The following is an 18,643-nucleotide window of genomic DNA, read 5'->3' as shown; positions in this document are numbered from 1 at the left end:
CTCCTCCTCACGGCGCCGCCGGCTCGGAATACTCGACGTCGACCAGTCGGTCGCCGTCGTAGACCAGGGTGGTCACCGAGGCCAGGCCGCATTCCCGCCGCCGCGGGTCGTGCCAGAGCCGCCTGCCGGTCACGTGCAGCCGCAGCGTCCACACCGGCAGCTGATGGCTCACGCACACCACCTCCTGGCTGGCGCCGCGGGCGCGCGCCTTGTCCACCGCGCTGCTCATCCGGGCCGCGATCTCGGCGTAGGGCTCGCCCCACGACGGGGTGAACGGGTCGCGCAGCCGCCACCAGAACCGCGGGTCGCGCCAGGCGCCGTCGCCCGGGCTCACGCGGCGGCCCTCGAAGAAGTTGGCCGACTCGATGAGGTCGGGATCGGTGTCCACGGGCAGGTCGTGCTCGGCGGCGATGGGGGCGGCGGTTTCCTGCGCCCGTTGCAGCGGGGAGGCGATCACCGCCGCGATGTCGCGGCCGGCCAGCGCGGCGGCGACCGCGTCCGCCTGCGCCTTGCCCCGCTCCGACAAACGGAATCCGGGCAGCCGGCCGTAGAGGATCCCGCTGGGGTTGTGCACCTCGCCGTGGCGGATCACATGCACCCGGGTTTTCTCAGCCATGGGGCCCGTCCTGCGCGGCGGCCGCGCGGGCCGCACCGGGAAGCGCCGCCGCGATCCGATCGAAGGCGGCGTCGTCCAGCGCGGCCGAGACGAACCACGCCTCGAACGCGCTGCAGGGCGGGTAGACGCCGGCGTCGAGCAGGGCGTGGAAGAAGGCGGGGAAGCGCCAGGTCTCGCTGGCGCGCGCGGCGGCGAAGTCGGTCACCGGCGCGTCGGCGAAGAAGACGCTGAACATGTTGCCGGCCCGTGGAACCTGGTGCGGCACACCGGCTTCGGTCAGCGCCTCGGAGAGCAGCGCGGTCAGGCGGTCGGCGTTGACGTCCAGCGCGGCGTACACGGCGTCGTCGGCGGCCCGCAGCGTGGCCAGCCCGGCGGCCATCGCGACCGGGTTCCCCGACAACGTCCCGGCCTGGTACACCGGCCCCAGCGGCGCCAGCCGTTCCATCACCTCGGCCCGGCCGCCGAACGCCGCGGCCGGCAGCCCGCCGCTCATCACCTTGCCGAACGTGAAAAGGTCGGCGGCGACGGGATCGATTCCGTACCAACCACTTCGGCTGACCCGAAAGCCCGTCATCACCTCATCGGAGATCAGCAGCGCCCCGTGCTCGGAGGTGATCGCGCGCAGCGCCGCGTTGTAGCCGGGCGCCGGCGGCACGACGCCCATGTTGCCGGGGCTGGCCTCGGTGATCACCGCCGCGATCTCGTCGCCGAACCGGGCGAACGTCTGCCGGACGGCCTCGATGTCGTTGTAGGGCAACACGATCGTGTCGGCGGCGGCCGCCCCGGTGACCCCGGGCGACGACGGCAGACCCAGCGTCGCCACCCCGGACCCGGCGTCGGCCAGCAACGCGTCGGCGTGGCCGTGGTAGCAGCCGGAGAACTTGACGATCTTGGCCCGGCCGGTGAATCCGCGGGCCAGCCGCACCGCGCTCATCGTGGCCTCGGTGCCGGAGTTCACCAGCCGGATCCGCTCGACGGCCGGCACCCGCCCGATGATCTCGGCGGCCAGCTCGCTCTCGGCCGGCGTGGGCGCGCCGAACGACAGGCCGGACGCGGCGGCCCGGGCGACGGCGTCGACGACCGCGGGGTGGGCGTGGCCGAGGATCATCGGCCCCCAGGAGCAGACCAGGTCGACGTAGCGGTTGCCGTCGGCGTCGGTGAGCCGGCAGCCGCTCGCCGCGGTGATGAACCGCGGGGTGCCGCCGACGGCGGCGAACGCGCGGACCGGGGAGTTCACCCCGCCGGGGATGACGGCGCAGGCTTCCGCGAACAGACGCGCGGAAACCGCGGTCGACGTCGTCGTCTGCTCCGAACTACCCATGGCCACCAGTGTCCCAGCCGTCTTGACCCGGTCCACTACAGGGTGTAGCAGACCGGCTACATCATGCCCGCCCACACTCGCCGCTGGCGACCTGCGCAGGTCAATCGGGGTTTTGCTCGGCCTCCTGGGCCGTCATCAGGTCGCGGCGCGCGGCTTCGCGTTCCCGTTCGGCCGCCAGCCGGTGGGCGGCGACGTCGCCCAGGCCCTCCTCGAGGGCCAGCTCGTGGGCCTCGGCGGCGCGCTCGTGGGCCGCCGCGGCCGCATAGTGGCGCTGCAGCAGGCGCCGGTGGGCCTCGACGTCACGCTCGCGGGCGCGTGCGGCCCGCTCGGCCGCGCGCTTGACGTCGTCCTCGGTGACGGGCCGGTGGGCGGCAAGATCCCGTTCCCGGCGCGACAGTTCGGCGGCGCGCTGTGCGGCCTCGTCACCCGGCGAGTCGGCCATGACCGCGAGATTAGCCCCCCTTGCCGGCGGCTGCGCGCGAGAGCTGTTGATGTCGGCGACGGCGAACGAGTTGGATGTCGGTATGAAACTTCCGCAAGGGCTCGCTCGCTTCAACCGACGTGTCACCAACCCCGTGCAGCGGATGTGGGCCGGCTGGGCCCCCACGTTCGCCATCGTCGAGCACACCGGCCGGCGCTCGGGCAAGCCGTACCGCACGCCGGTCACCGTCTTCAGCGCCGAGATCGACGGCAAGCCCGGCGTGGCCATCCTGTTGACCTACGGCCCCGACCGCGACTGGCTGAAGAACCTCACCGCCGCGGGGGGCGGGCGGATGCGCCGCTACGGTAAGGCTTTCGGTGTTATCGACCCGCGCGTGGTGCCGAAGGCCGAGGCGGCTGGGCACGTCGCTCCCCGGTGGCAACCGATTTTCCGGAGACTGCCGTTCGAACAGGCGGTGCTGCTGACCCGGACCCCGTGAGACGGCCCGATGCGCATCACCGCGATCCTGGAACGGCCGGTCGCGCTCAAGGGTGGCCCCGCCAACGCGGTCGTCGACTTCTCGGGCCACACCGTCTCGCTCGTCGCGCTGCGCAGCGACGTCATCCGGGGCGGAAGGCCGGTGACGGGGGTGGCCTTCGACTCGATCGGCCGCTTCGCCCAGAGCGGGATCCTGCGCGACCGGATGATCCCGCGCGTGCTGGCCGCCGCCCCCGAGGCGTTGCTGGACGGCTCGGGTCGCATCGACCCCGCCAAGGTGCTGGCGTGTGCGCTGCGCGGCGAGAAGCCCGGCGGCCACGGCGATCGAGCGGCGGCCGCGGCCGCCCTGGAACTGGCGTGCTGGGACCTGAACGCCAAACTCGGCGACGAGCCCGCCTGCGTGACCATCGCACGCCAGCACGGGCGCGAGCCCGAGAACGCGGTGCAGGTGTATGCCGCCGGCGGCTACTACCACCGCGGCGGTGACCGCGACCGGCTGCGCGCCGAGGTGCGCGGGTACCTCGACGCGGGCTACGACGCGGTCAAGATGAAGATCGGCGGCGCGGCCCTGCACGACGACCTGGAACGGGTCGAGGCGGTCGTCGACGTCGTCGGCGACACCGGCCGGGTCGCCGTCGACGCCAACGGCAGGTTCGACCGGCAGGCGGCGACGCGGTGGGCTGCCGCGCTGGCCCCCTACGGCCTGCGCTGGTACGAAGAGCCCGGCGACCCACTGGATTTCGAGCTCAACCGCGCGGTGACGGCCCGCTATGACGGCGCGGTGGCGACCGGGGAGAACCTGTTCTCGACCCAGGACGTCACCAACCTGGTGCGCTACGCCGGCATGCGGCCCGGCCGCGACGTCTTCCAGATGGACGCCGCCCTGAGCTACGGGCTCACGGAGTACGCGCGGATGCTTCTCGTGCTCGAAACCCACGGGTTCGACCGCCGGTTCGCCTTCCCGCACGGTGGGCACCTGATCAACCTGCACATCGCGGCCGGCCTCGGGCTGGGCGGCTGCGAGTCGTATCCCGGGGTGTTCGCGCCGTTCGGCGGCTACCCCGGCCGGTGCGCGCCGGCCGGCGGGCGGATCGCGCCGACCGACGCGCCGGGCTTCGGGCTCGAGCAGAAGGCGGGCCTGGCCGAGCTGATCGTCGAACTGACAGCCTAGGAGAGTCTGGATGAAGATCGCGGTGATCGGTTGCGGTGCAATGGGTTCCATCTACGCGGCCAAACTCGCGGCCGCGGGCAACGACGTCGTGGCCATCGACCGGCACCGCGCCGACGTCGAGCAGATCAACCGGGCCGGGCTGCGGGTCACCGGCCCCGGCTCCGATCAGGTGGTCGCGCTGCGGGCGAGCACCGCCGCCCCGGCCGAGGCCATGGACCTGGTGGTGCTGGCCGTCAAGGCTGCCGACGTGAACACCGCTGCGCAGCAAGCACTTCCGATGCTGGGCGAGTCGACGCCGGTGCTGACGATCCAGAACGGGCTCGGCTGCGCGGAGACCGTCGCCGGCATCCTGGGGGAACAGCGCGTCGCGGTGGGCATCGCCAGCGGGTTCGGCGCGTCGCGGGTGGCCGCCGGCCACGTGCATCACAACGCCATGCGGGCGATGCGGTTCGGCGCCTACGCGTCGCTGCCGCACGCCACGGTCGAGTCCATCGCGCGGGCCTGGGCCGGCGCCGGCTTCGACGCCGCCGCGGTCACCGACATCGCCGCCATGCAGTGGGAGAAGCTCATCTGCAACGCCGCCTACAGCGCGCCGTGCGCGCTGACCTCGATGACGGTGGGCCAGGTGATGGACGACGCGGAGATGGGCCCGGTGAGTCGGGCGGCCGCGACGGAGGCGTGGACGGTGGCGCGCGCGTGCGGCGTGGCGGTGGCCGTCACCGACCCGGTCGCGCACGCCCGCGCGTTCGGCGCGCAGTTGCCCGATGCCAAACCCTCGGCGCTGCTGGACCACGAGGCCCGCCGGGTCAGCGAGGTCGACGTCATCAACGGCGCGGTGCCGCGGCACGGCGCGCGCGTCGGCGTCGCGGCACCGGTCAACGCCACGCTGACCGCGCTGGTCAAGGCCGTCGAACGGCGCTGGGTCTGACGCCGACGCGCGGTGCCTACTGCGCGCAGTCGCCCAACGCTTTCGGGCTCCGCCCGCCGGGGACGCGCGCCGGGGCAGCCGGCGCAGCGGCCTGCGGCTCGCGCCGCCCGCGCCGCCACCGGGCGAGAAAGTACAGCGCGATCACGACCGCCCAGGACAGCAGGCCGAGCCAGAACTGGCTGCGCGCCGCCGGATCGAACGCCATGCGCGCCAGCACCGCGACGAGCCCGGCCACCGTCAGCAGCGACAGCACCGGGTACAACCACATCCTCACCCGCAGCCGCTCGGGCGGCGTCCGGCGGCGCAGCACGATCTGGGACGCCGCGATCAGCACGTAGACGAACAGGACGATGGCGCCCGAGGAATTCACCAGGAAGATGAACACCGTGTCCGGCGCGACCCACGCCAGGACGACGCAACCGAACCCCACCGCCGAGGAACTCAGGATGGCCGGCGCGGGAACCCCGCGCGCGCTGATCTTGACCAGGCGGGCCGGCGCCTCGCCGCGGGTGGCCAGCGTGAACAGCATGCGCGACGAGCTGTACAGGCCCGAGTTCAGGCACGACAGCACCGCGGTGAGCACCACCGCGTTCATGAACTGATCGGCGCCGGGAATCCCCATGTGCCGTAGCGCGGCGACGTAGGGGGAACTGCCGGGCTGCACGGCGTTCCACGGCAGCACCACCACGATCACGAACACCGAGCCGACGAAGAAGACCCCGATCCGCGCCAGCACGGAGTTCATCGCCCGCTGCACCGCGCGTTCGGGGTCACGACTTTCGGCCGCGGCGATGGTGACCACCTCGGTGCCGGTCATCGAGAAGACCACCACCACGATCGCGGTGAACACCGCACCCACACCGTGGGGGAAGAACCCGCCATGGGCGGTGAGGTTGGAGAAGTCCATCGGGTGGCCGGGCACGAGCCCGAAGGCGAACGCCGTGCCGAGCAGCAGGAACGCCACGATGGTCGCCACTTTGATTCCGGCGAACCAGAATTCGAACTCACCGAAGGACGACACCGAGAACAGGTTCGTCGCGGTCATCAACGTCATCAGGCACAGCGACGTCAGCCACAGCGGCGCGTGGAACCAGTAGTTGACGACCTTCCCGCCGGCGACCGCCTCGAACCCCACGACGATCACCCAGAAGTACCAGTACAGCCAGCCGACCGAGAACCCGGCCCAGCCGCCCAGGGCCTGCGCCGCGTAGTCGGCGAACGAACCGGTCACGGGGTCCGCGGCGGCCATCTCGCCGAGCATGCGCATCACCAGGACGATCAGCGCGCCGCAGAGCGCGTAGGTGAGGAACACGGCGGGGCCGGTGGCGCGGATGGCCACGCCGGATCCCACGAACAGTCCGGCGCCGATCACGCCGCCGATGGCGATCATGTTGAGCTGCCGCTGCGACAGCCCCCGGTGCAGTGCTGGCTGGGTGTCGATTACGTGGCCCTTCCGTGCCCTTCCGTGCCCTTCCGTGCCCTTCCGTGCCCTTCCGCAAGCTGAGGAGTTCACGATACCGGCCGGCGCGGCGGTGGGGCGCCGAGCGCACACCGCCGCGCCTACCGGACTCAGCTGGGCTTACGGAAGTGCTGGATGCCCCAGGCGAGGTGGCCGTCATCGGCCGCGCTCACCCAGTTCTTCAACCCGACCTGCATGTTGTCGAGGTACTCCGCCGACGCCTTCTCCTCGAGTTCGCCGCGCCGGGCCTCGAGCTCCTCGAGCACGCGCTGGTAGTGGGTGCGCAGATTGCCGACCAGGTCGATCTGGTCGACCACCTCGAAGCCCACCGCGTGCGCCGCCTCGCGGTAGAAGCGCATCGATCCCAGGTCCGACAGGTTCAGCCGGTCGTAGACGGGTTGCAGCACCCCCTCGGGCACGTCGTCGGCCTGCATCGGGTCGGTGAAGATCAGCTCGCCGCCGGGCTTTAGCACCCGGAACGCCTCCTCGAGCACCTTGCGGCGGTCGGCGGCGTGCAGGATCGCGTCCTGGGACCACACGACGTCGTAGCTGCCGTCCGGCGCGGGGACGTCGTCGAAGCTGCCGTGCAGCACCCGGACCCTGTCTTGCAGGCCGGCGTGCCGGTTCTTGTCCCGGTTGGTCTCGTTCTGCACCTCCGAGAGGTTGAGGCAGGTGACCGAACAGCCGTGCTCCTTGGCGAGGTGCCGCGCGGATCCGCCGTAGCCGGACCCCAGGTCCAGCACGGTGGTGTCGCCGTCGACCTTCGACAGCCGGCCGATCATGCGGTTGGCGGTCTCGGCGCCGGCCGCCCCGATGTCGCGGGTGTTCTCGTAGCAGCCGACGTGGATGTCTTCGCCGCCCCAGACCATCGAGTAGAACGCGTCGGCGTCGGCGCTGTCGTAGTAGGCCTCCGACTCGGCGTTGCTGTCGGTCAGGCCTCGTTCGCTATCTGGCCCTTCCCCCCCGTCGCCGTGGATCGATTTCTCCGCAATGTGGACGAAGAAATCCGGCTCGGTGTCCTCGTATGATTCCTGAAAGTCGCCGTACGTGCGCACGGTCGTGAATCCCGCTTCGAACATAAGGCGGCGAACGTAAGACTTTCGCAGCGGAAACATGTTCAATGTGTATTCGGCGCCGTCCGGGAACGTGTATTTGAAACGTGCCAGACCGTCGTCGACGTACTCGGGTTCCGCCGAGACCTGATCACCACAATAGTAGTATTTGTGCTTCGACTTGAAACCGTGGTCCAGGATTTCGTCGTAATTGCGCTGATCGAGGATCAGAATTCCGTCGTGGCGCAACGCGGCATAGAATTCGGCCAGCGCCCGCCGGCGATCGTGCTCCTCGTGCAGGTGGGTGAAAGAATTGCCGAGGCAGATGATGGCGTCGTACTTGCCCTGGATGCCCCGGTTCAGCTCCCGCCAGTCGGCCTGGACGGTCCTGATGATCAGACCGCGCTTTCTGCCGTTCTCAAAGGCCTTGGCCAGCATCGCCGCCGAACCGTCGGCACTCGTCACGTCGAAACCGGCCTGGGTCAGGCGGACCGAGTGGAAGCCGGTGCCGGTGGCCACGTCGAGGACGTGGTGCTTGCCTCGCGCGCGCAGGACGTCGACGAAAAACCGACCCTCGGATTCGGCGCGAGCATCCCAGTCGATCAATTGATCCCATTTTTCGACGAAGCTCATCACATATTCGGCACGATATAACCCGGTCTCGCGGTCCGACAGCGGGTCATCGCCGTAAACTTGGTCGTGTAACTCGAGTTCTACGTTCTCCCGCGACGCGGATATGCTAGTCATCTAACCTTTCTTTCCAGTCGCCCGACGCAATCTGCAACTCGGTGGTGCGTTCGGTGCACCTACAGTCACGGAATGCGCCGCCGCCCGCCCCCGAGCCGTGAGCGAAATCAATGCCGGTGCATTCCGTCGAGCGAAAACGACGTGGTCCGGGTTGAGTCCCATTCGTGCCACTTCGCACGCGAAACTGTCCACACGACCCGTCATTCTCACACCGGTAGCTGAGTGTACCCGTAGCCGTGTGCAACTGTGAACCACGGTCACAATTACGAAACGGCGAACACCTCGGGCGGGCCCCGGGTTGCGGGCCGGGTTGCCGGGCCCGGCCCCCGCTACCGCGGCTCGCCGGTGTGCGGGTCGAGTCGCAGCGTCGGCTGCTCCGGTCCGGTGAAGTCGAACATCGCGGCCAGCGAACCGGCGCGTTCGTCGAACGAGTGGTCGCCGACGCGGCCGATGTCCCAGTTGTCCTCGATGAACCGCAGGATCGACGTCTGGTCGGTGCGGGTGTGGTCCACGAAGTTCGCCCGGGCATAGGGCGAGATCACCAGCAGCGGCAGGCGCGGGCCGTATCCGCACCGGCCCTGGTAGGCGACGGGGGTGCCGGCCGGGTCACCGCACCGCCCGGGGCCGTTCAGGGCGTCTTCGGCGGTGGCCGACGGGGACACGATCGGCGACGCCTTGTGGTCGTACCAGCCGTCGGAGTCGTCGTAGGCGACGACGATCGCCATGTCGCGCCACTGCGGCAGCCGCTGCAGGCGGTTGATGGTCTCGACGAGGTACTGCTGCTCGTCGAGCGGGTCGGAGTATCCGGCGTGGCCGTTCTGGTAGGCCGGCGGTTTGAGGAAGCTGACCGACGGCAGCCGGCCCGCGTCGGCCGCCGCCCAGAAGTCCGACAGGTCGTACTGGTGGTTGGCCTGGTCGGTGCGGCCGATGCTGTCGGTCGCCTCCGGCTGCAGGTGGTGCGGGTTGGCCGTGGACGGGAAGTACTGCTTGAAGCCGCCTGGAAATAGCCCCAGGTGACACCCTTCGCGTTGAGCAGGTCACCGATGTTGCGGTGGCCGTCGAACCGGACCTGGTCCCGGGTGGAGCAGTCGTCGCCGAGCGGTTGGGCGTCGTCGATCAGCGTGCCCTGCCCGCCGCCGGCGTCGAAGATGACCGTGTGCGGCGGGAACGGCCGGCCCTGCGGCATGAACGTCGTCGTGACGCCGTGGGTCTGGCCCGAGATCAGGTTGAGGTGTCCCGGCGTCGAGGGGTCGAACGTGGTGCCCTAGGAGTTGTCGCTCAACGAGTAGTGCTGGGCGTAGTTCCACAGCGCGGTCACCGTGTTGCCGTCGTAGTAGCCCATCACCAGGCCGGGCGCGCCGAGGGGCACGCCCCGCCGTCGGTGTTCTCGACGAAGCGGTCCATGGCGCCGCCGTTGAAGGCCAGTTGCTCGGCCCGGTAGGCGTGGTCCTGGTCGCAGGTCACCTGCTCACCGGGCCCGCCCAGGCGCCTCGGCTGTGCCGCGTTGGGATTGTGCGACAACAACTCCGGGGTGAGGCCGTCGACCGCCGGGGTGCCCGCCCCGGCCGTGAAGGGCTGCCCGTCGACGTTGGCCGCGTGGGGGTAGGTCCCGAAGTAGTGGTCGAACGACACGTTCTCCTGGAACAGCACCACCAGGTGGTGGATGGGCGTGGCAGTCGCAGCCCCGGCGCCGCGCGGCGCGGGATGCCGGGCGCAGGACGCAGGACGCGACGACGACGAGCGCGAGGACGAGTCGTACCACCCTGCGCCAGAGCACGACCGACCCTAACCCGCGACGCCGCGAACCGCCCGCGGCACCGAATGTCACCCTTTCGTGACCGGTTCATCACGAAAGCGGCCACGCGGCGTGCCCGGCCGGGCTCAGATCGGTCGGCGCGGGCATCATGACGCCCGTGGCTGACGTGAATCGCCGTGCGCTGCTGCGCATCGGCGCCGGTGCCGGCGCGGCCGCCGCCGGTGTGTGGGCGCTGAGCGCGCTGCTGGACCCACTGGAGCCGCGGGCGGCGCCGCTGCCGCAGGCACCGGCGCCGTTCGAGCCCTCGACCGCGGACACGACCCTGCCGACCCGGCTGACCGGCTCGTTCGTCTCCGCCGCCCGCGGCGGCATCAAGACCAACTGGGTCATGGCCCTCCCGCCGGGCCAGAGCGCACCGCTGCGCCCGGTGATCGCGCTGCACGGGGTGGACGGCGACGCCAACCAGATGCTCGAGGTCGGCGTCGAGAACGGGCTGGCCCAACTGGTCCGGGCGGGCCGCCCGCCGTTCGCGGTGGTGGGCGTGGACGGCGGCAACACCTACTGGCACCGGCGGGCGTCGGGCGTGGACTCCGGCGCCATGGTGCTCGACGAGCTGCTGCCCATGCTCACCTCGATGGGCATGGACACCTCCCGGGTGGGTTTCATGGGATGGTCGATGGGCGGCTACGGCGCGCTGCACCTTGGCGCCCGGCTGGGACCGGCCCGCACCGCCGGGATCTGCGCGATCAGCCCGGCGCTGTTCACCTCGTTCGCGACCAGCGATCCCGGGGCGTTCGACAGCGACGACGACTGGGTGCAGAACAGCGTGCTGGGTGTGCCGGCGCTGTCGCAGATCCCGCTGCGGGTCGACTGCGGCACCTTCGACCGCTTCGCCCTGGCCACCCGCCAATTCGTCGGCCAACTCACGGCCCCGCCGTCGGGCAGCTTCTCGCTGGGCGGCCACGACATGTTCTATTGGCGCGGGCAGCTGCCCGGCGAGCTGGCCTGGCTGGCGGCCTAGCCGAGACGTCGGAGCGCAGAAATGAACTTCACAGGACGAGTCAACGTCTCAGCAGTGAAAGGGTTTTGGAGGTTTCACGGATGACTCCGCTGTTGCTGGTATGCATCGCGGCCGCCACCCCCGTCGTGGGGGCCGGCCTGGTCCGGCTGCAGGAACGCCTCGAGCAGTGGGACCACGAAAGGCACGCGGAGGACTGACCCGCCCGCTCACCGGGGCAGCTGCATGCGGATCAACGGTGCGATCTTGTCCGCCAGGTACTCGTGACCCGCGTCGGTGGGGTGCACGCCGTCCGCGCCGATCAGGTCGGGCCGGTCGAAGAACCAGCGGTCGCCGATCGGGTCGACGAAAGCCGCTCCGGCTGCCCGGGCCTCGGCGTTGAGCACGTCGCGGATCTGCAGGATGGACTCGGGCACGTCGGCGCTCGTCCACGGCGGCCCGATCACCAGAAACCGCGCCGTCGGCGCCAGGCGCCGCGCCAGATCGAAGGTGTCGTGCGACTTTCCGGCCAGCATCCCCAGATCGGCGCCCTGGTCGTTGCGGGAGCCGAAGAACACCACCAGCGCGTCGTCAGGCTGGACCGCGCGCGCGGTCAGATCCTCGAAGACGCTGCCGTGGTCGCCGAGCACGACGTAGCCGGCCCTGCCCTCGGCCGCCACGTCGGGCGCGATGCGCACGCCCTCGCCGGCCAGCGTGCGCCACACCCGCGCGGTCCAGGAATACGGGCCCAAGCCGCCCTCGTCGGTGCCGGTGGTGTACGAGTCGCCGACGACCGCGATGCGGTAGAGCCGGGTGTCCACGGTGTCGAAGGCCCGTGCCCGCGCCGGCCGCGCCAGCTGCCCGAAGATCACCAGCACACACGCGAGGCCGGCGACGACCGTGGCCCGACGACTCACTGCCACCTCCCCTGTGAACGGCGCCGCACGCGCTACCCAGGGAATCGTACGAAGAATCCGGGACGGACTCGCGGGCGACGTTCCGCGTGTCCTGCGGGCCGGTCACACCGCCCGGGCTGAAACCGTCTCCCGCGCACGATCGATCTGGCGGACGCGGGCGCTCGCCGGTTCGCCGGGACCGGTCGCCGCCTGCGCGGGCCTGCCGCCGACCATGCTGCGCATCCAGCGGCGGGCGGGCTCTTCGACGAAGTGGTACATCAGCACCGAGAAAGCCACAGCGATCGCGAGCAGGCCGAGGACGTTCCACCGCCACGGATCGTCCTGCTCCCACGGGGTGAGGTTGAACTGGATCACGGCCCAGGACCATGCCGTGTGCACCAGCTCGTGGACCATGTAGAGGCAGAACGAGATCTGCCCGCCGTAAACCATCACCCGGGCCGACAGCAGCCTCGGCAGGCTGCCCACGCCGATCGCCAGCGTCATCACCAGCGGGACGAACAGCACGTCGACCACCCCGCCGCTGTCGTTCTCCACGACTCCGGATATCGGGTGCGCGTGCAACCAGTAGAGGACACCCACCATGGCGGCCAGCAGTGCCAGCGAGACGTACCCGGCGGCGCGCCGGGTGCGATCGGTCAGCCGCAGCCTGCGCACGGCGGCGCAGGCCAGCGCGCCCGCGGTGAACTGCGTGACGATCCGCGGCAGCCAGCTCCACGGGGTGTAGAAGTGGCCGCTGACCAGCAGCAGCACCACCGGCGGCAGCGTCGCCGCGCAGGCCAGCACCGCCAGGCTGCGCGCCCGCGTGGCGTGCGTCATCCGGAAGATCACCAGGACGAGCGCCCCGAACAACACGTAGGCCAGCCATTCGGCGCTGATCGACCAGGCCGGCCCGTCCCAGCTCGACCCGTCGAAGAACGGCTGAAACCACAACTGCACCAGCAACACCTGCCGTATGTAGCTGATCGCGGTGAAGTCGGCGACGTCGGGTGCGGGCACCCGGCCGACGTGCAGGGTGAAGATCACCCACAGCGCGGCCAGGTGCAACGTGACCAGATACACCGGCCACACCCTGGCCAGCCGCAGCCACAAAAAGTGCGCGGTGGCGCGCGTCGACCACGTCCGCCCCATGCGGTCGAGGTAGTTCCAGGCCAGGACGAACCCGCTGAGCATGAAGAACAGGTCGACGCCCTGCGCGCCGCAGTTGAGCACGGGCGCCAGCGTGTCCAGGAAGTCGGGGGAGGCGTCGGCCAGCATCGGCCGGAAGTGGAACAGCACCACCCACACTGCGGCGACGATGCGGAGCCCGGTGAGAGCCTTGATCTCGCCCTTGATCGCTCCGGTGCGCACGCTGCTCTTTCCGTTGGACTGTGCCGTTGCCGGCCGATTGCCCAACCCCTCCGCGCGCCGCTGCGGCGCGCGCACGCTTTCTCCAAGCCCCCTGACCCGGCAACCGACAGCCCTGGCAGCCTAACAGCGAGAACGCCGGGGCGGGGTGAGGGCCGCCGGTGCGGCCCCGTCAGCCCGGCCGGGGCGTCCCGTGGCGGTTTGCCGGCGACCGAAACGGCCCCGCACCGCCGTTTTCGGCCCTTTTCTGGGGCCCGGAATCCTCTTCTTAGTGAAGAGTTAGACGGGGTTGTCGGTCTCCTTAGTTTGGGGGGTAACCGTACTACTACCAGGCTTGGTCGGCGTCGACTCGGCCTCCAAAGATTTCGTGTGGAGCACGGAGAACGAGGAGCTCATGACGATCGCAGACATCAGGACTCGACAGGGGAACAGCACCTTCGCCTACGGTGGCGCGCAGCTGCGGGCCCACTGCCGTCACCTGGCGACGGTGGTCACCATCCGCGGGGAGGTCGACGCCGGCAATGCCGATGGCATCGGCGAACACCTACGGCGCTTCGTCCTCGGCGAGAGTCCTGTGGTGCTCGACATGAGCGAGGTGCACGCCTTTGCCGCGCCCGCGGTCTCGCTGCTCACCACGCTCGACGAGCAGTGCCGCGCCGCCGGGCTGGAGTGGGCGCTCGTCGCCGGCCCCGCGGTCACCGACGCGCTCGGAGACGACGGGCCGCAGGCGCGGTTCCCGATCTCAGACTCGGTGCGCCAGGCGCTGCACGACCTGGCCGACGGCATCGCCAGCCGCCGTCAACTGATGCTGCCGCTCGTGCGCAAGACCGCGTAGCCGTTTTCGGCCTTCAGCCGTCGCCGTCGCGGCGCGCCCGCAGCGCCCGGGACGTCCCGGCGACCATCAGCACCCCCCCGGCCGTCGCCAGAACCAGGGTCAGCAACAGCAACTGCGGGTTGTACACCAGCGATGTGGTGAAGGGCTGGCCGTCCACGATCGGGGCGACACGTTGCCTCTGGCTCGCGTGCGACCAGCTCAGCCCGGCGCCCACCAGCGCCAGGCAGGCCAGGCCGAGTTCGATCAGGGCACGATAGGGCGCCCGGCGCCGTGCACTCACCGCTGCGGCCCGACGCCGTCGTCGTCGCGGTCGGTGGTGGCCGCGGGCGGTTGCACCCGCTCCTGGACCAGCGGCGTCAGCGCCTCCCGCAGGTGCCGGTGGCGCCGCGCCCACGCCTGCGCCGTGCGGCCCCCGGTGAGCTTGAGCCCGATGCCGATCCGGCCGCGCGGGACACCGACCAGTTCGCCGAGCGCCCGCGCCGACTGCCATTTGGCCAGCTCCTTGCCGGACGCCTCGTGGTTCTCCGGCTCCGGGTACACCTTGAGGATCTCGCGCACCAGCAGCGTCTCGGTGCCCTGACGCAACGTGTCTTCGGTGAGTTCCACCGAGACGTGGATCCGCGCCGCCTTCACCTGCAACGCCACGAACGCCGACACCATCACCAGGAAGATGGCCGGGGTCAGCAGTTGCACCCCGGCCCCGCTCCACACCTCGATCAGGATCATCGACACCGCCGCGAACGGCCCGGCCAGCACCCAGTACCACCTGGCGCCGGGTTCGTAGAACAAGGGCTTCTCCCTGGTGCCCCTCGCCGATGTCTTCGATGTCACAGCACGTCCCGTCTCACGAAAGCCAGCCCGCCGCCGCGGCGGCCCAATAGGTGAGCACGATATCGGCTCCGGCGCGCCGGATGCCGGTCAACGACTCCAGCGCCGCGGCCCGCCCGTCGATCCAGTCGTTGGCCGCGGCGGCGCAGATCATCGCGTACTCCCCCGACACCTGGTAGGCGGCCACCGGCACCGGCGAGACGCCGGCCGCCGCGGCGACCACGTCCAGATACCCCAGCGCGGGCTTGACCATCACGATGTCGGCGCCCTCGTCCAGATCCAGTTCGATCTCGCGCAGCGCCTCCCGCGCGTTGCCCGGCTCCTGCTGGTAGGTGCGGCGGTCCCCGGACAGGCTCGAGCACACCGCTTCGCGGAACGGGCCGTAGAAGGCCGAGGCGAACTTCGCGGCATACGCCAGGATCGCCACGTCGGTGTGGCCCGCGGCGTCCAGGCCGTCGCGGATCGCGGCCACCTGGCCGTCCATCATCCCGCTCGGCGACACCACGTGGGCACCCGACTCCGCCTGTGCCACAGCCAGTTCGACGTAGCGGGCGACGGTGGCATCGTTGTCGACCCGGCCCCGGTCGTCCATCACGCCGCAGTGCCCGTGGTCGGTGAACTCGTCGAGGCACGTGTCGGCCATCAGCACGGTGGCCTCGCCGAGGTCCCCGGCCAGATCACGCAGGGCGACGTTGAGGATGCCGTCGGGGTCGGTGCCGGCCGATCCGGCCGGGTCCTTGTCCTGCTCGCGCGGCACACCGAAGAGCATCAGCCCGCCCACCCCGACGGCGACCGCGGCGGCGGCGGCGCTGCGCAGCGAGTCCCGGGTGTGCTGCACCACGTCCGGCATCGACGGGATCGGCCGCGGTTCGCCGATCCCGTCGGCGACGAACATCGGCAGCACCAGATGCCTTGGTTCCAAAGAAGTTTGCGCCACCAAGCGGCGGAAGGCGGGGGTGGAGCGCAGCCGGCGCGGACGTTGCCGAGGGTAGGGGCTCATGACGCGTGGCGGCCGCGAGCGTGCGCAGAATGCCGGTCTCGACGGCGTGTCGGCGTACAGACTCGCACGCTCGCGAGGGGGGCGCTCACCGCCACTAGCGCCTGCGGCTCTTCTTGCGCGGCGGCGGCAGCGCCCCCTCGGCGCGCAGCCGCGCGGCGTGTTCGGCCAGGGCATCCACCAGTGGGCCCACCGCGGCGATCTCGGGCTGGACGTCGACCCGCAGACCGAACTCCGCGGCCGTCTCGGCCGTCTTGGGTCCGATGCAGGCGATGATGGTCCGCGCGTGCGGCTTGCCCGCGATACCGACCAGGTTGCGCACGGTGGAGCTGGAGGTGAAGCACACCGCGTCGAAGCCGCCCGTCTTGATCATCTCGCGGGTGGTCGCCGGCGGCGGCGCGGCCCGCACGGTGCGGTACGCGGTGACGTCCTCGATCTCCCAGCCGCGGTCGCGCAGCCCCTCGGCGAGCGTCTCGGTGGCGATGTCGGCGCGCGGCAGCAGGACCCGGTTCACCGGGTCGAAAATGCTGTCGTAGGGCGGGAATTCGTCCAGCAGGCCCAGCGAGGACTGCTCCCCGGCCGGCACCAGCTCGGGGCTGATCCCGAACGCGCGCACCCGGTCGGCCGTCGACTCGCCGACGCAGGCGATCTTCACCCCGGAGAACGCCCGGGCGTCCAGGCCGAACTCGCCGAACTTCTCCCACACCGCGCGCACCGCGTTGGTCGAGGTGAACACCACCCACTGGAAGCGGCCGTCGACCAGGCCCTTGACCGCCCGCTCCATCTGGGCGGGGCTGCGCGGCGGCTCCACGGCGATGGTGGGCACCTCGATCGGCAGCGCGCCGTAGGACGTCAGCCGCTCACTCATCTCGCCGGCCTGATCCTTGGTGCGGGGCACCAGCACGGTCCAGCCGTAGAGCGCGCGGCTCTCCCACCAGTTCAGCTTCGCCCGGTTGCTCACCGTCTTGCCGATCGTGACCACCAGCGGGCCGGTCTGGGGTTCCCTGCCGTTCCCGCCGGCCGGGCCCGCGGCGTCGATGCCCGCCAGGACACCCGGATCGCCCAGCCCCTGCAGCGTGGTCTCCACCGAACGCTGCTGGCAGGTGGTGCCGTGTGCGGTCACCACGCACGGGGTGGTTTCGGCCAGTTCGTGCTCGATCAGCGTGCGGGCCGCTTCGGGCAGGTGCGAGGCGGTGGCCTGCAGGATCAGCGGCCCGGGGGCCGCGGCCAGCGCGTCCCAGTCGACATGTGGGTCGCGCACGTCGGCGACGGTGTGGGCCGAACCCAGCGGGAGCCCCGCATACGTCGGGACCGCGCAGGCCGGCGACAGACCGGGGACGATCTCGATGTGCAGGTGGGTGCGCGCGACCGCGTTCACCTCGGTGATGACCGCGTCGAGTGTCAGCGGATCACCGGCGACCAGTCGCACCACGTCGGCACCGGAGCGGGCCTCGGCGGTCAGCGTCTTGGCGACCTCGGCCGGCTCGCCCAGGGCCGGGCGGATGTCGGGGCCGCCGGGAACCACCGCGGGGGTGGCCGGGGCGTGATCACCGTCGGCGTTGCCCGCCGCCGGATCGGCCGGCGCCGGGCCGGACACGGGCGGCAGGTCCCTGCCGATCAGCGCCAGCACCGCGTCGGGCACATCGGGATCGGTGAACACCACCGCCGCGTTGGCCAGCACCGCGGCGGCCCGCGTGGTCAATAGCCCGGGGTCGCCCGGACCGGAACCCACGAAAGTGATGCGGCCCGGCCTTGGCTTACGCCCTCGCGTCGTCATTGTCGCTCCCACGTCGTTCGACTCAATTTTCTTGCGCCGGATCCGGCCGCACTCCGCGCATCAGCTCCCGGGCGCCCAGTTCGAACAGCTCCCCCGCGACCGAGAGCCCCAGCTCCCGTGCCCGACCGGGGGTGCCGATGCCGGACGCGCGGATCACGTCGGATCCGTCCAGCGCCGCCACGCAACCGCGCAGCGACAGCTCTTCGAAGACGCGGCCGTCCTCATCGATGGACTCGACCACCTCGGCGATCGCACCCACCGGTGCGGAGCAACCGGCCTCCAGTTCGGCCAGCAGGGCTCGCTCCGCGGTGACCGCCGCGCGCGTGTCGGCGTCGTCCAGCTCGGCCAGCACAGCCACCAACCGGCTGTCACCGGCGCGGCACTCCACGGCGAGCGCGCCCTGCGCCGGTGCGGGCAACATCTGTACCGGCTCCAACGTCTCGGTGACGTCGTCGAGGCGGCCGAGCCGGGCCAGGCCGGCCCGCGCCACCACGACGGCGTCAAGATCACCACTGCTTACCCTGTTCAACCTGGTATCTAGGTTGCCTCGTAGGGGGCGAATTTCCAAACCGAGACCCAATGCTCTAAGCTGCGCGGCCCGCCGCGGCGACGACGTGCCCACCAGCGACCCCGCCGGCAACTCCCCGAGGACCAGTCCGTCACGGGCCACCACCGCGTCGCGGGGGTCGTTGCGCGGCGGGATCGCCGCGATCGTGAACCGCGGGTCGTCGGCGGTCGGCAAATCCTTGTGCGAGTGCACCGCGGCGTCCACGCGGCCGTCGTCGATGGCTTCGCGCAACGCGGTGGTGAAGACGCCCACCCCGAGGGTGTCGATCGGCGCCGACGAGCGGTCGCCCGCCGTGCTGATGGTCACCAGTTCCGCGGGATGGCCGTTGGCGATCAGCGCGTCCCTGACGGTCGCGGCCTGGGTGGTGGCCAACAGACTGCCCCGGGTGCCTATCCGGATCACGTTCGCCAA

General features: G+C 71.0%; 20 protein-coding genes. 6 read left to right on the top strand and 14 right to left on the bottom strand.

What is annotated here, in order from left to right; translation table 11 throughout:
- Positions 1-7: 7 nt before the first annotated feature.
- From ACJ512_RS04155 to ACJ512_RS04145, 3 genes are all read right to left on the bottom strand, one after another.
- Positions 8-616, bottom strand: coding sequence for a histidine phosphatase family protein (locus ACJ512_RS04155; RefSeq protein WP_407685274.1), 609 nt, complete (start codon positions 614-616; stop codon positions 8-10).
- Positions 609-1,937: a glutamate-1-semialdehyde 2,1-aminomutase gene (gene hemL / locus ACJ512_RS04150; protein WP_407685273.1), complete on the bottom strand. Its 1,329-nt coding sequence runs from the start codon at positions 1,935-1,937 to the stop codon at positions 609-611. Before hemL ends, ACJ512_RS04155 begins: the two co-directional genes overlap by 8 nt.
- Positions 1,938-2,037: 100 nt before the next feature.
- Positions 2,038-2,379 (bottom strand): hypothetical protein, encoded by a 342-nt coding sequence (locus tag ACJ512_RS04145; RefSeq protein WP_407685272.1) that lies wholly within the window; start codon positions 2,377-2,379, stop codon positions 2,038-2,040.
- 82 nt (positions 2,380-2,461) lie between these two features.
- Here ACJ512_RS04145 and ACJ512_RS04140 point away from each other — a divergent pair, with 82 nt between their 5' ends.
- Genes ACJ512_RS04140 through ACJ512_RS04130 form a run of 3 tightly spaced genes read left to right on the top strand, consistent with a single transcriptional unit; the run spans position 2,462 to position 4,955 of the window.
- Complete coding sequence (locus ACJ512_RS04140; RefSeq protein WP_407685271.1) at positions 2,462-2,857, top strand: nitroreductase family deazaflavin-dependent oxidoreductase; 396 nt, start codon at positions 2,462-2,464, stop codon at positions 2,855-2,857.
- Positions 2,858-2,866: 9 nt separating this feature from the next.
- Positions 2,867-4,027, top strand: a complete 1,161-nt coding sequence (locus ACJ512_RS04135; RefSeq protein WP_407685270.1) for an enolase C-terminal domain-like protein — start codon at positions 2,867-2,869, stop codon at positions 4,025-4,027.
- Between the two features lie 10 nt (positions 4,028-4,037).
- Positions 4,038-4,955, top strand: coding sequence for a ketopantoate reductase family protein (locus ACJ512_RS04130; RefSeq protein ID WP_407685269.1), 918 nt, complete (start codon positions 4,038-4,040; stop codon positions 4,953-4,955).
- 16 nt (positions 4,956-4,971) lie between these two features.
- On the opposite strand, the gene ACJ512_RS04125 is transcribed toward ACJ512_RS04130, so the two are convergent.
- The 3 genes from ACJ512_RS04125 to ACJ512_RS04115 form a co-directional block, all read right to left on the bottom strand.
- The gene (locus ACJ512_RS04125; RefSeq protein WP_407685292.1) at positions 4,972-6,396 is read right to left on the bottom strand and encodes an amino acid permease; all 1,425 of its coding nucleotides are present in this window, start codon (positions 6,394-6,396) and stop codon (positions 4,972-4,974) included.
- 128 nt (positions 6,397-6,524) lie between these two features.
- The gene (locus ACJ512_RS04120; protein ID WP_461479976.1) at positions 6,525-8,213 is read right to left on the bottom strand and encodes a glycine/sarcosine N-methyltransferase; all 1,689 of its coding nucleotides are present in this window, start codon (positions 8,211-8,213) and stop codon (positions 6,525-6,527) included.
- Positions 8,214-8,542: 329 nt separating this feature from the next.
- Positions 8,543-9,106 carry an alkaline phosphatase family protein gene (locus ACJ512_RS04115; protein ID WP_407685290.1) on the bottom strand — a complete coding sequence of 188 codons (564 nt, stop codon included), beginning with the start codon at positions 9,104-9,106 and terminating at the stop codon, positions 8,543-8,545.
- A gap of 135 nt (positions 9,107-9,241) precedes the next feature.
- Between ACJ512_RS04115 and ACJ512_RS04110 the strand changes: the two genes are divergently transcribed.
- Entirely contained in the window at positions 9,242-9,481 is a 240-nt protein-coding gene (locus ACJ512_RS04110) for a hypothetical protein (protein ID WP_461479975.1), read from the top strand.
- A 73-nt stretch (positions 9,482-9,554) separates the two neighbouring features.
- Here ACJ512_RS04110 and ACJ512_RS04105 read toward each other — a convergent pair whose 3' ends face one another.
- Positions 9,555-9,866: an alkaline phosphatase family protein gene (locus tag ACJ512_RS04105; RefSeq protein ID WP_407685267.1), complete on the bottom strand. Its 312-nt coding sequence runs from the start codon at positions 9,864-9,866 to the stop codon at positions 9,555-9,557.
- A 251-nt stretch (positions 9,867-10,117) separates the two neighbouring features.
- Here ACJ512_RS04105 and ACJ512_RS04100 point away from each other — a divergent pair, with 251 nt between their 5' ends.
- Positions 10,118-10,990, top strand: coding sequence for an alpha/beta hydrolase (locus tag ACJ512_RS04100; protein WP_407685266.1), 873 nt, complete (start codon positions 10,118-10,120; stop codon positions 10,988-10,990).
- A gap of 206 nt (positions 10,991-11,196) precedes the next feature.
- Here ACJ512_RS04100 and ACJ512_RS04095 read toward each other — a convergent pair whose 3' ends face one another.
- Both ACJ512_RS04095 and ACJ512_RS04090 read right to left on the bottom strand, forming a co-directional pair.
- Complete coding sequence (locus ACJ512_RS04095) at positions 11,197-11,883, bottom strand: Rv0518 family GDSL lipase (protein ID WP_407685265.1); 687 nt, start codon at positions 11,881-11,883, stop codon at positions 11,197-11,199.
- A 102-nt stretch (positions 11,884-11,985) separates the two neighbouring features.
- The gene (locus tag ACJ512_RS04090) at positions 11,986-13,230 is read right to left on the bottom strand and encodes an acyltransferase family protein (RefSeq protein ID WP_407685264.1); all 1,245 of its coding nucleotides are present in this window, start codon (positions 13,228-13,230) and stop codon (positions 11,986-11,988) included.
- A 391-nt stretch (positions 13,231-13,621) separates the two neighbouring features.
- Between ACJ512_RS04090 and ACJ512_RS04085 the strand changes: the two genes are divergently transcribed.
- Complete coding sequence (locus ACJ512_RS04085; protein WP_407685263.1) at positions 13,622-14,062, top strand: STAS domain-containing protein; 441 nt, start codon at positions 13,622-13,624, stop codon at positions 14,060-14,062.
- 13 nt (positions 14,063-14,075) lie between these two features.
- Here ACJ512_RS04085 and ACJ512_RS04080 read toward each other — a convergent pair whose 3' ends face one another.
- From ACJ512_RS04080 to hemC, 5 genes are all read right to left on the bottom strand, one after another.
- Positions 14,076-14,342 (bottom strand): hypothetical protein, encoded by a 267-nt coding sequence (locus ACJ512_RS04080; RefSeq protein ID WP_407685262.1) that lies wholly within the window; start codon positions 14,340-14,342, stop codon positions 14,076-14,078.
- The gene (locus tag ACJ512_RS04075; protein WP_407685261.1) at positions 14,339-14,851 is read right to left on the bottom strand and encodes a DUF3093 domain-containing protein; all 513 of its coding nucleotides are present in this window, start codon (positions 14,849-14,851) and stop codon (positions 14,339-14,341) included. The genes ACJ512_RS04080 and ACJ512_RS04075 overlap by 4 nt, the downstream gene beginning before the upstream one ends.
- Positions 14,852-14,906: 55 nt before the next feature.
- On the bottom strand, positions 14,907-15,890 hold the full coding sequence (gene hemB / locus ACJ512_RS04070) for a porphobilinogen synthase (protein ID WP_407685260.1): 984 nt from the start codon (positions 15,888-15,890) through the stop codon (positions 14,907-14,909).
- 94 nt (positions 15,891-15,984) lie between these two features.
- Positions 15,985-17,664 (bottom strand): bifunctional uroporphyrinogen-III C-methyltransferase/uroporphyrinogen-III synthase, encoded by a 1,680-nt coding sequence (locus tag ACJ512_RS04065; RefSeq protein WP_407685259.1) that lies wholly within the window; start codon positions 17,662-17,664, stop codon positions 15,985-15,987.
- A gap of 22 nt (positions 17,665-17,686) precedes the next feature.
- A complete protein-coding gene (hemC, locus tag ACJ512_RS04060; RefSeq protein ID WP_407685289.1) occupies positions 17,687-18,634 on the bottom strand; it encodes a hydroxymethylbilane synthase in 948 nt (315 codons plus the stop codon).
- Positions 18,635-18,643 lie beyond the last annotated feature (9 nt).

The sequence above is a fragment of the Mycobacterium cajalii genome, from assembly GCF_045809005.2.
Taxonomy (GTDB): Bacteria; Actinomycetota; Actinomycetes; order Mycobacteriales; family Mycobacteriaceae; genus Mycobacterium.
The sequence above is the reverse complement of the archived record's forward strand: the minus strand, read 5'-3'. Positions and strand labels throughout refer to the sequence as shown.

What these genes read in the sequence shown, in the direction of transcription:
- ACJ512_RS04155 (WP_407685274.1), bottom strand. Translation starts at nt 616, where the DNA reads ATGGCTGAGAAAACCCGGGTGCATGTGATCCGCCACGGCGAGGTGCAC.
- hemL (WP_407685273.1), bottom strand. Translation starts at nt 1,937, where the DNA reads ATGGGTAGTTCGGAGCAGACGACGACGTCGACCGCGGTTTCCGCGCGT.
- ACJ512_RS04145 (WP_407685272.1), bottom strand. Translation starts at nt 2,379, where the DNA reads ATGGCCGACTCGCCGGGTGACGAGGCCGCACAGCGCGCCGCCGAACTG.
- ACJ512_RS04140 (WP_407685271.1), top strand. Translation starts at nt 2,462, where the DNA reads ATGAAACTTCCGCAAGGGCTCGCTCGCTTCAACCGACGTGTCACCAAC.
- ACJ512_RS04135 (WP_407685270.1), top strand. Translation starts at nt 2,867, where the DNA reads ATGCGCATCACCGCGATCCTGGAACGGCCGGTCGCGCTCAAGGGTGGC.
- ACJ512_RS04130 (WP_407685269.1), top strand. Translation starts at nt 4,038, where the DNA reads ATGAAGATCGCGGTGATCGGTTGCGGTGCAATGGGTTCCATCTACGCG.
- ACJ512_RS04120 (WP_461479976.1), bottom strand. Translation starts at nt 8,213, where the DNA reads ATGACTAGCATATCCGCGTCGCGGGAGAACGTAGAACTCGAGTTACAC.
- ACJ512_RS04100 (WP_407685266.1), top strand. Translation starts at nt 10,118, where the DNA reads ATGACGCCCGTGGCTGACGTGAATCGCCGTGCGCTGCTGCGCATCGGC.
- ACJ512_RS04085 (WP_407685263.1), top strand. Translation starts at nt 13,622, where the DNA reads ATGACGATCGCAGACATCAGGACTCGACAGGGGAACAGCACCTTCGCC.
- hemB (WP_407685260.1), bottom strand. Translation starts at nt 15,890, where the DNA reads ATGAGCCCCTACCCTCGGCAACGTCCGCGCCGGCTGCGCTCCACCCCC.
- ACJ512_RS04065 (WP_407685259.1), bottom strand. Translation starts at nt 17,664, where the DNA reads ATGACGACGCGAGGGCGTAAGCCAAGGCCGGGCCGCATCACTTTCGTG.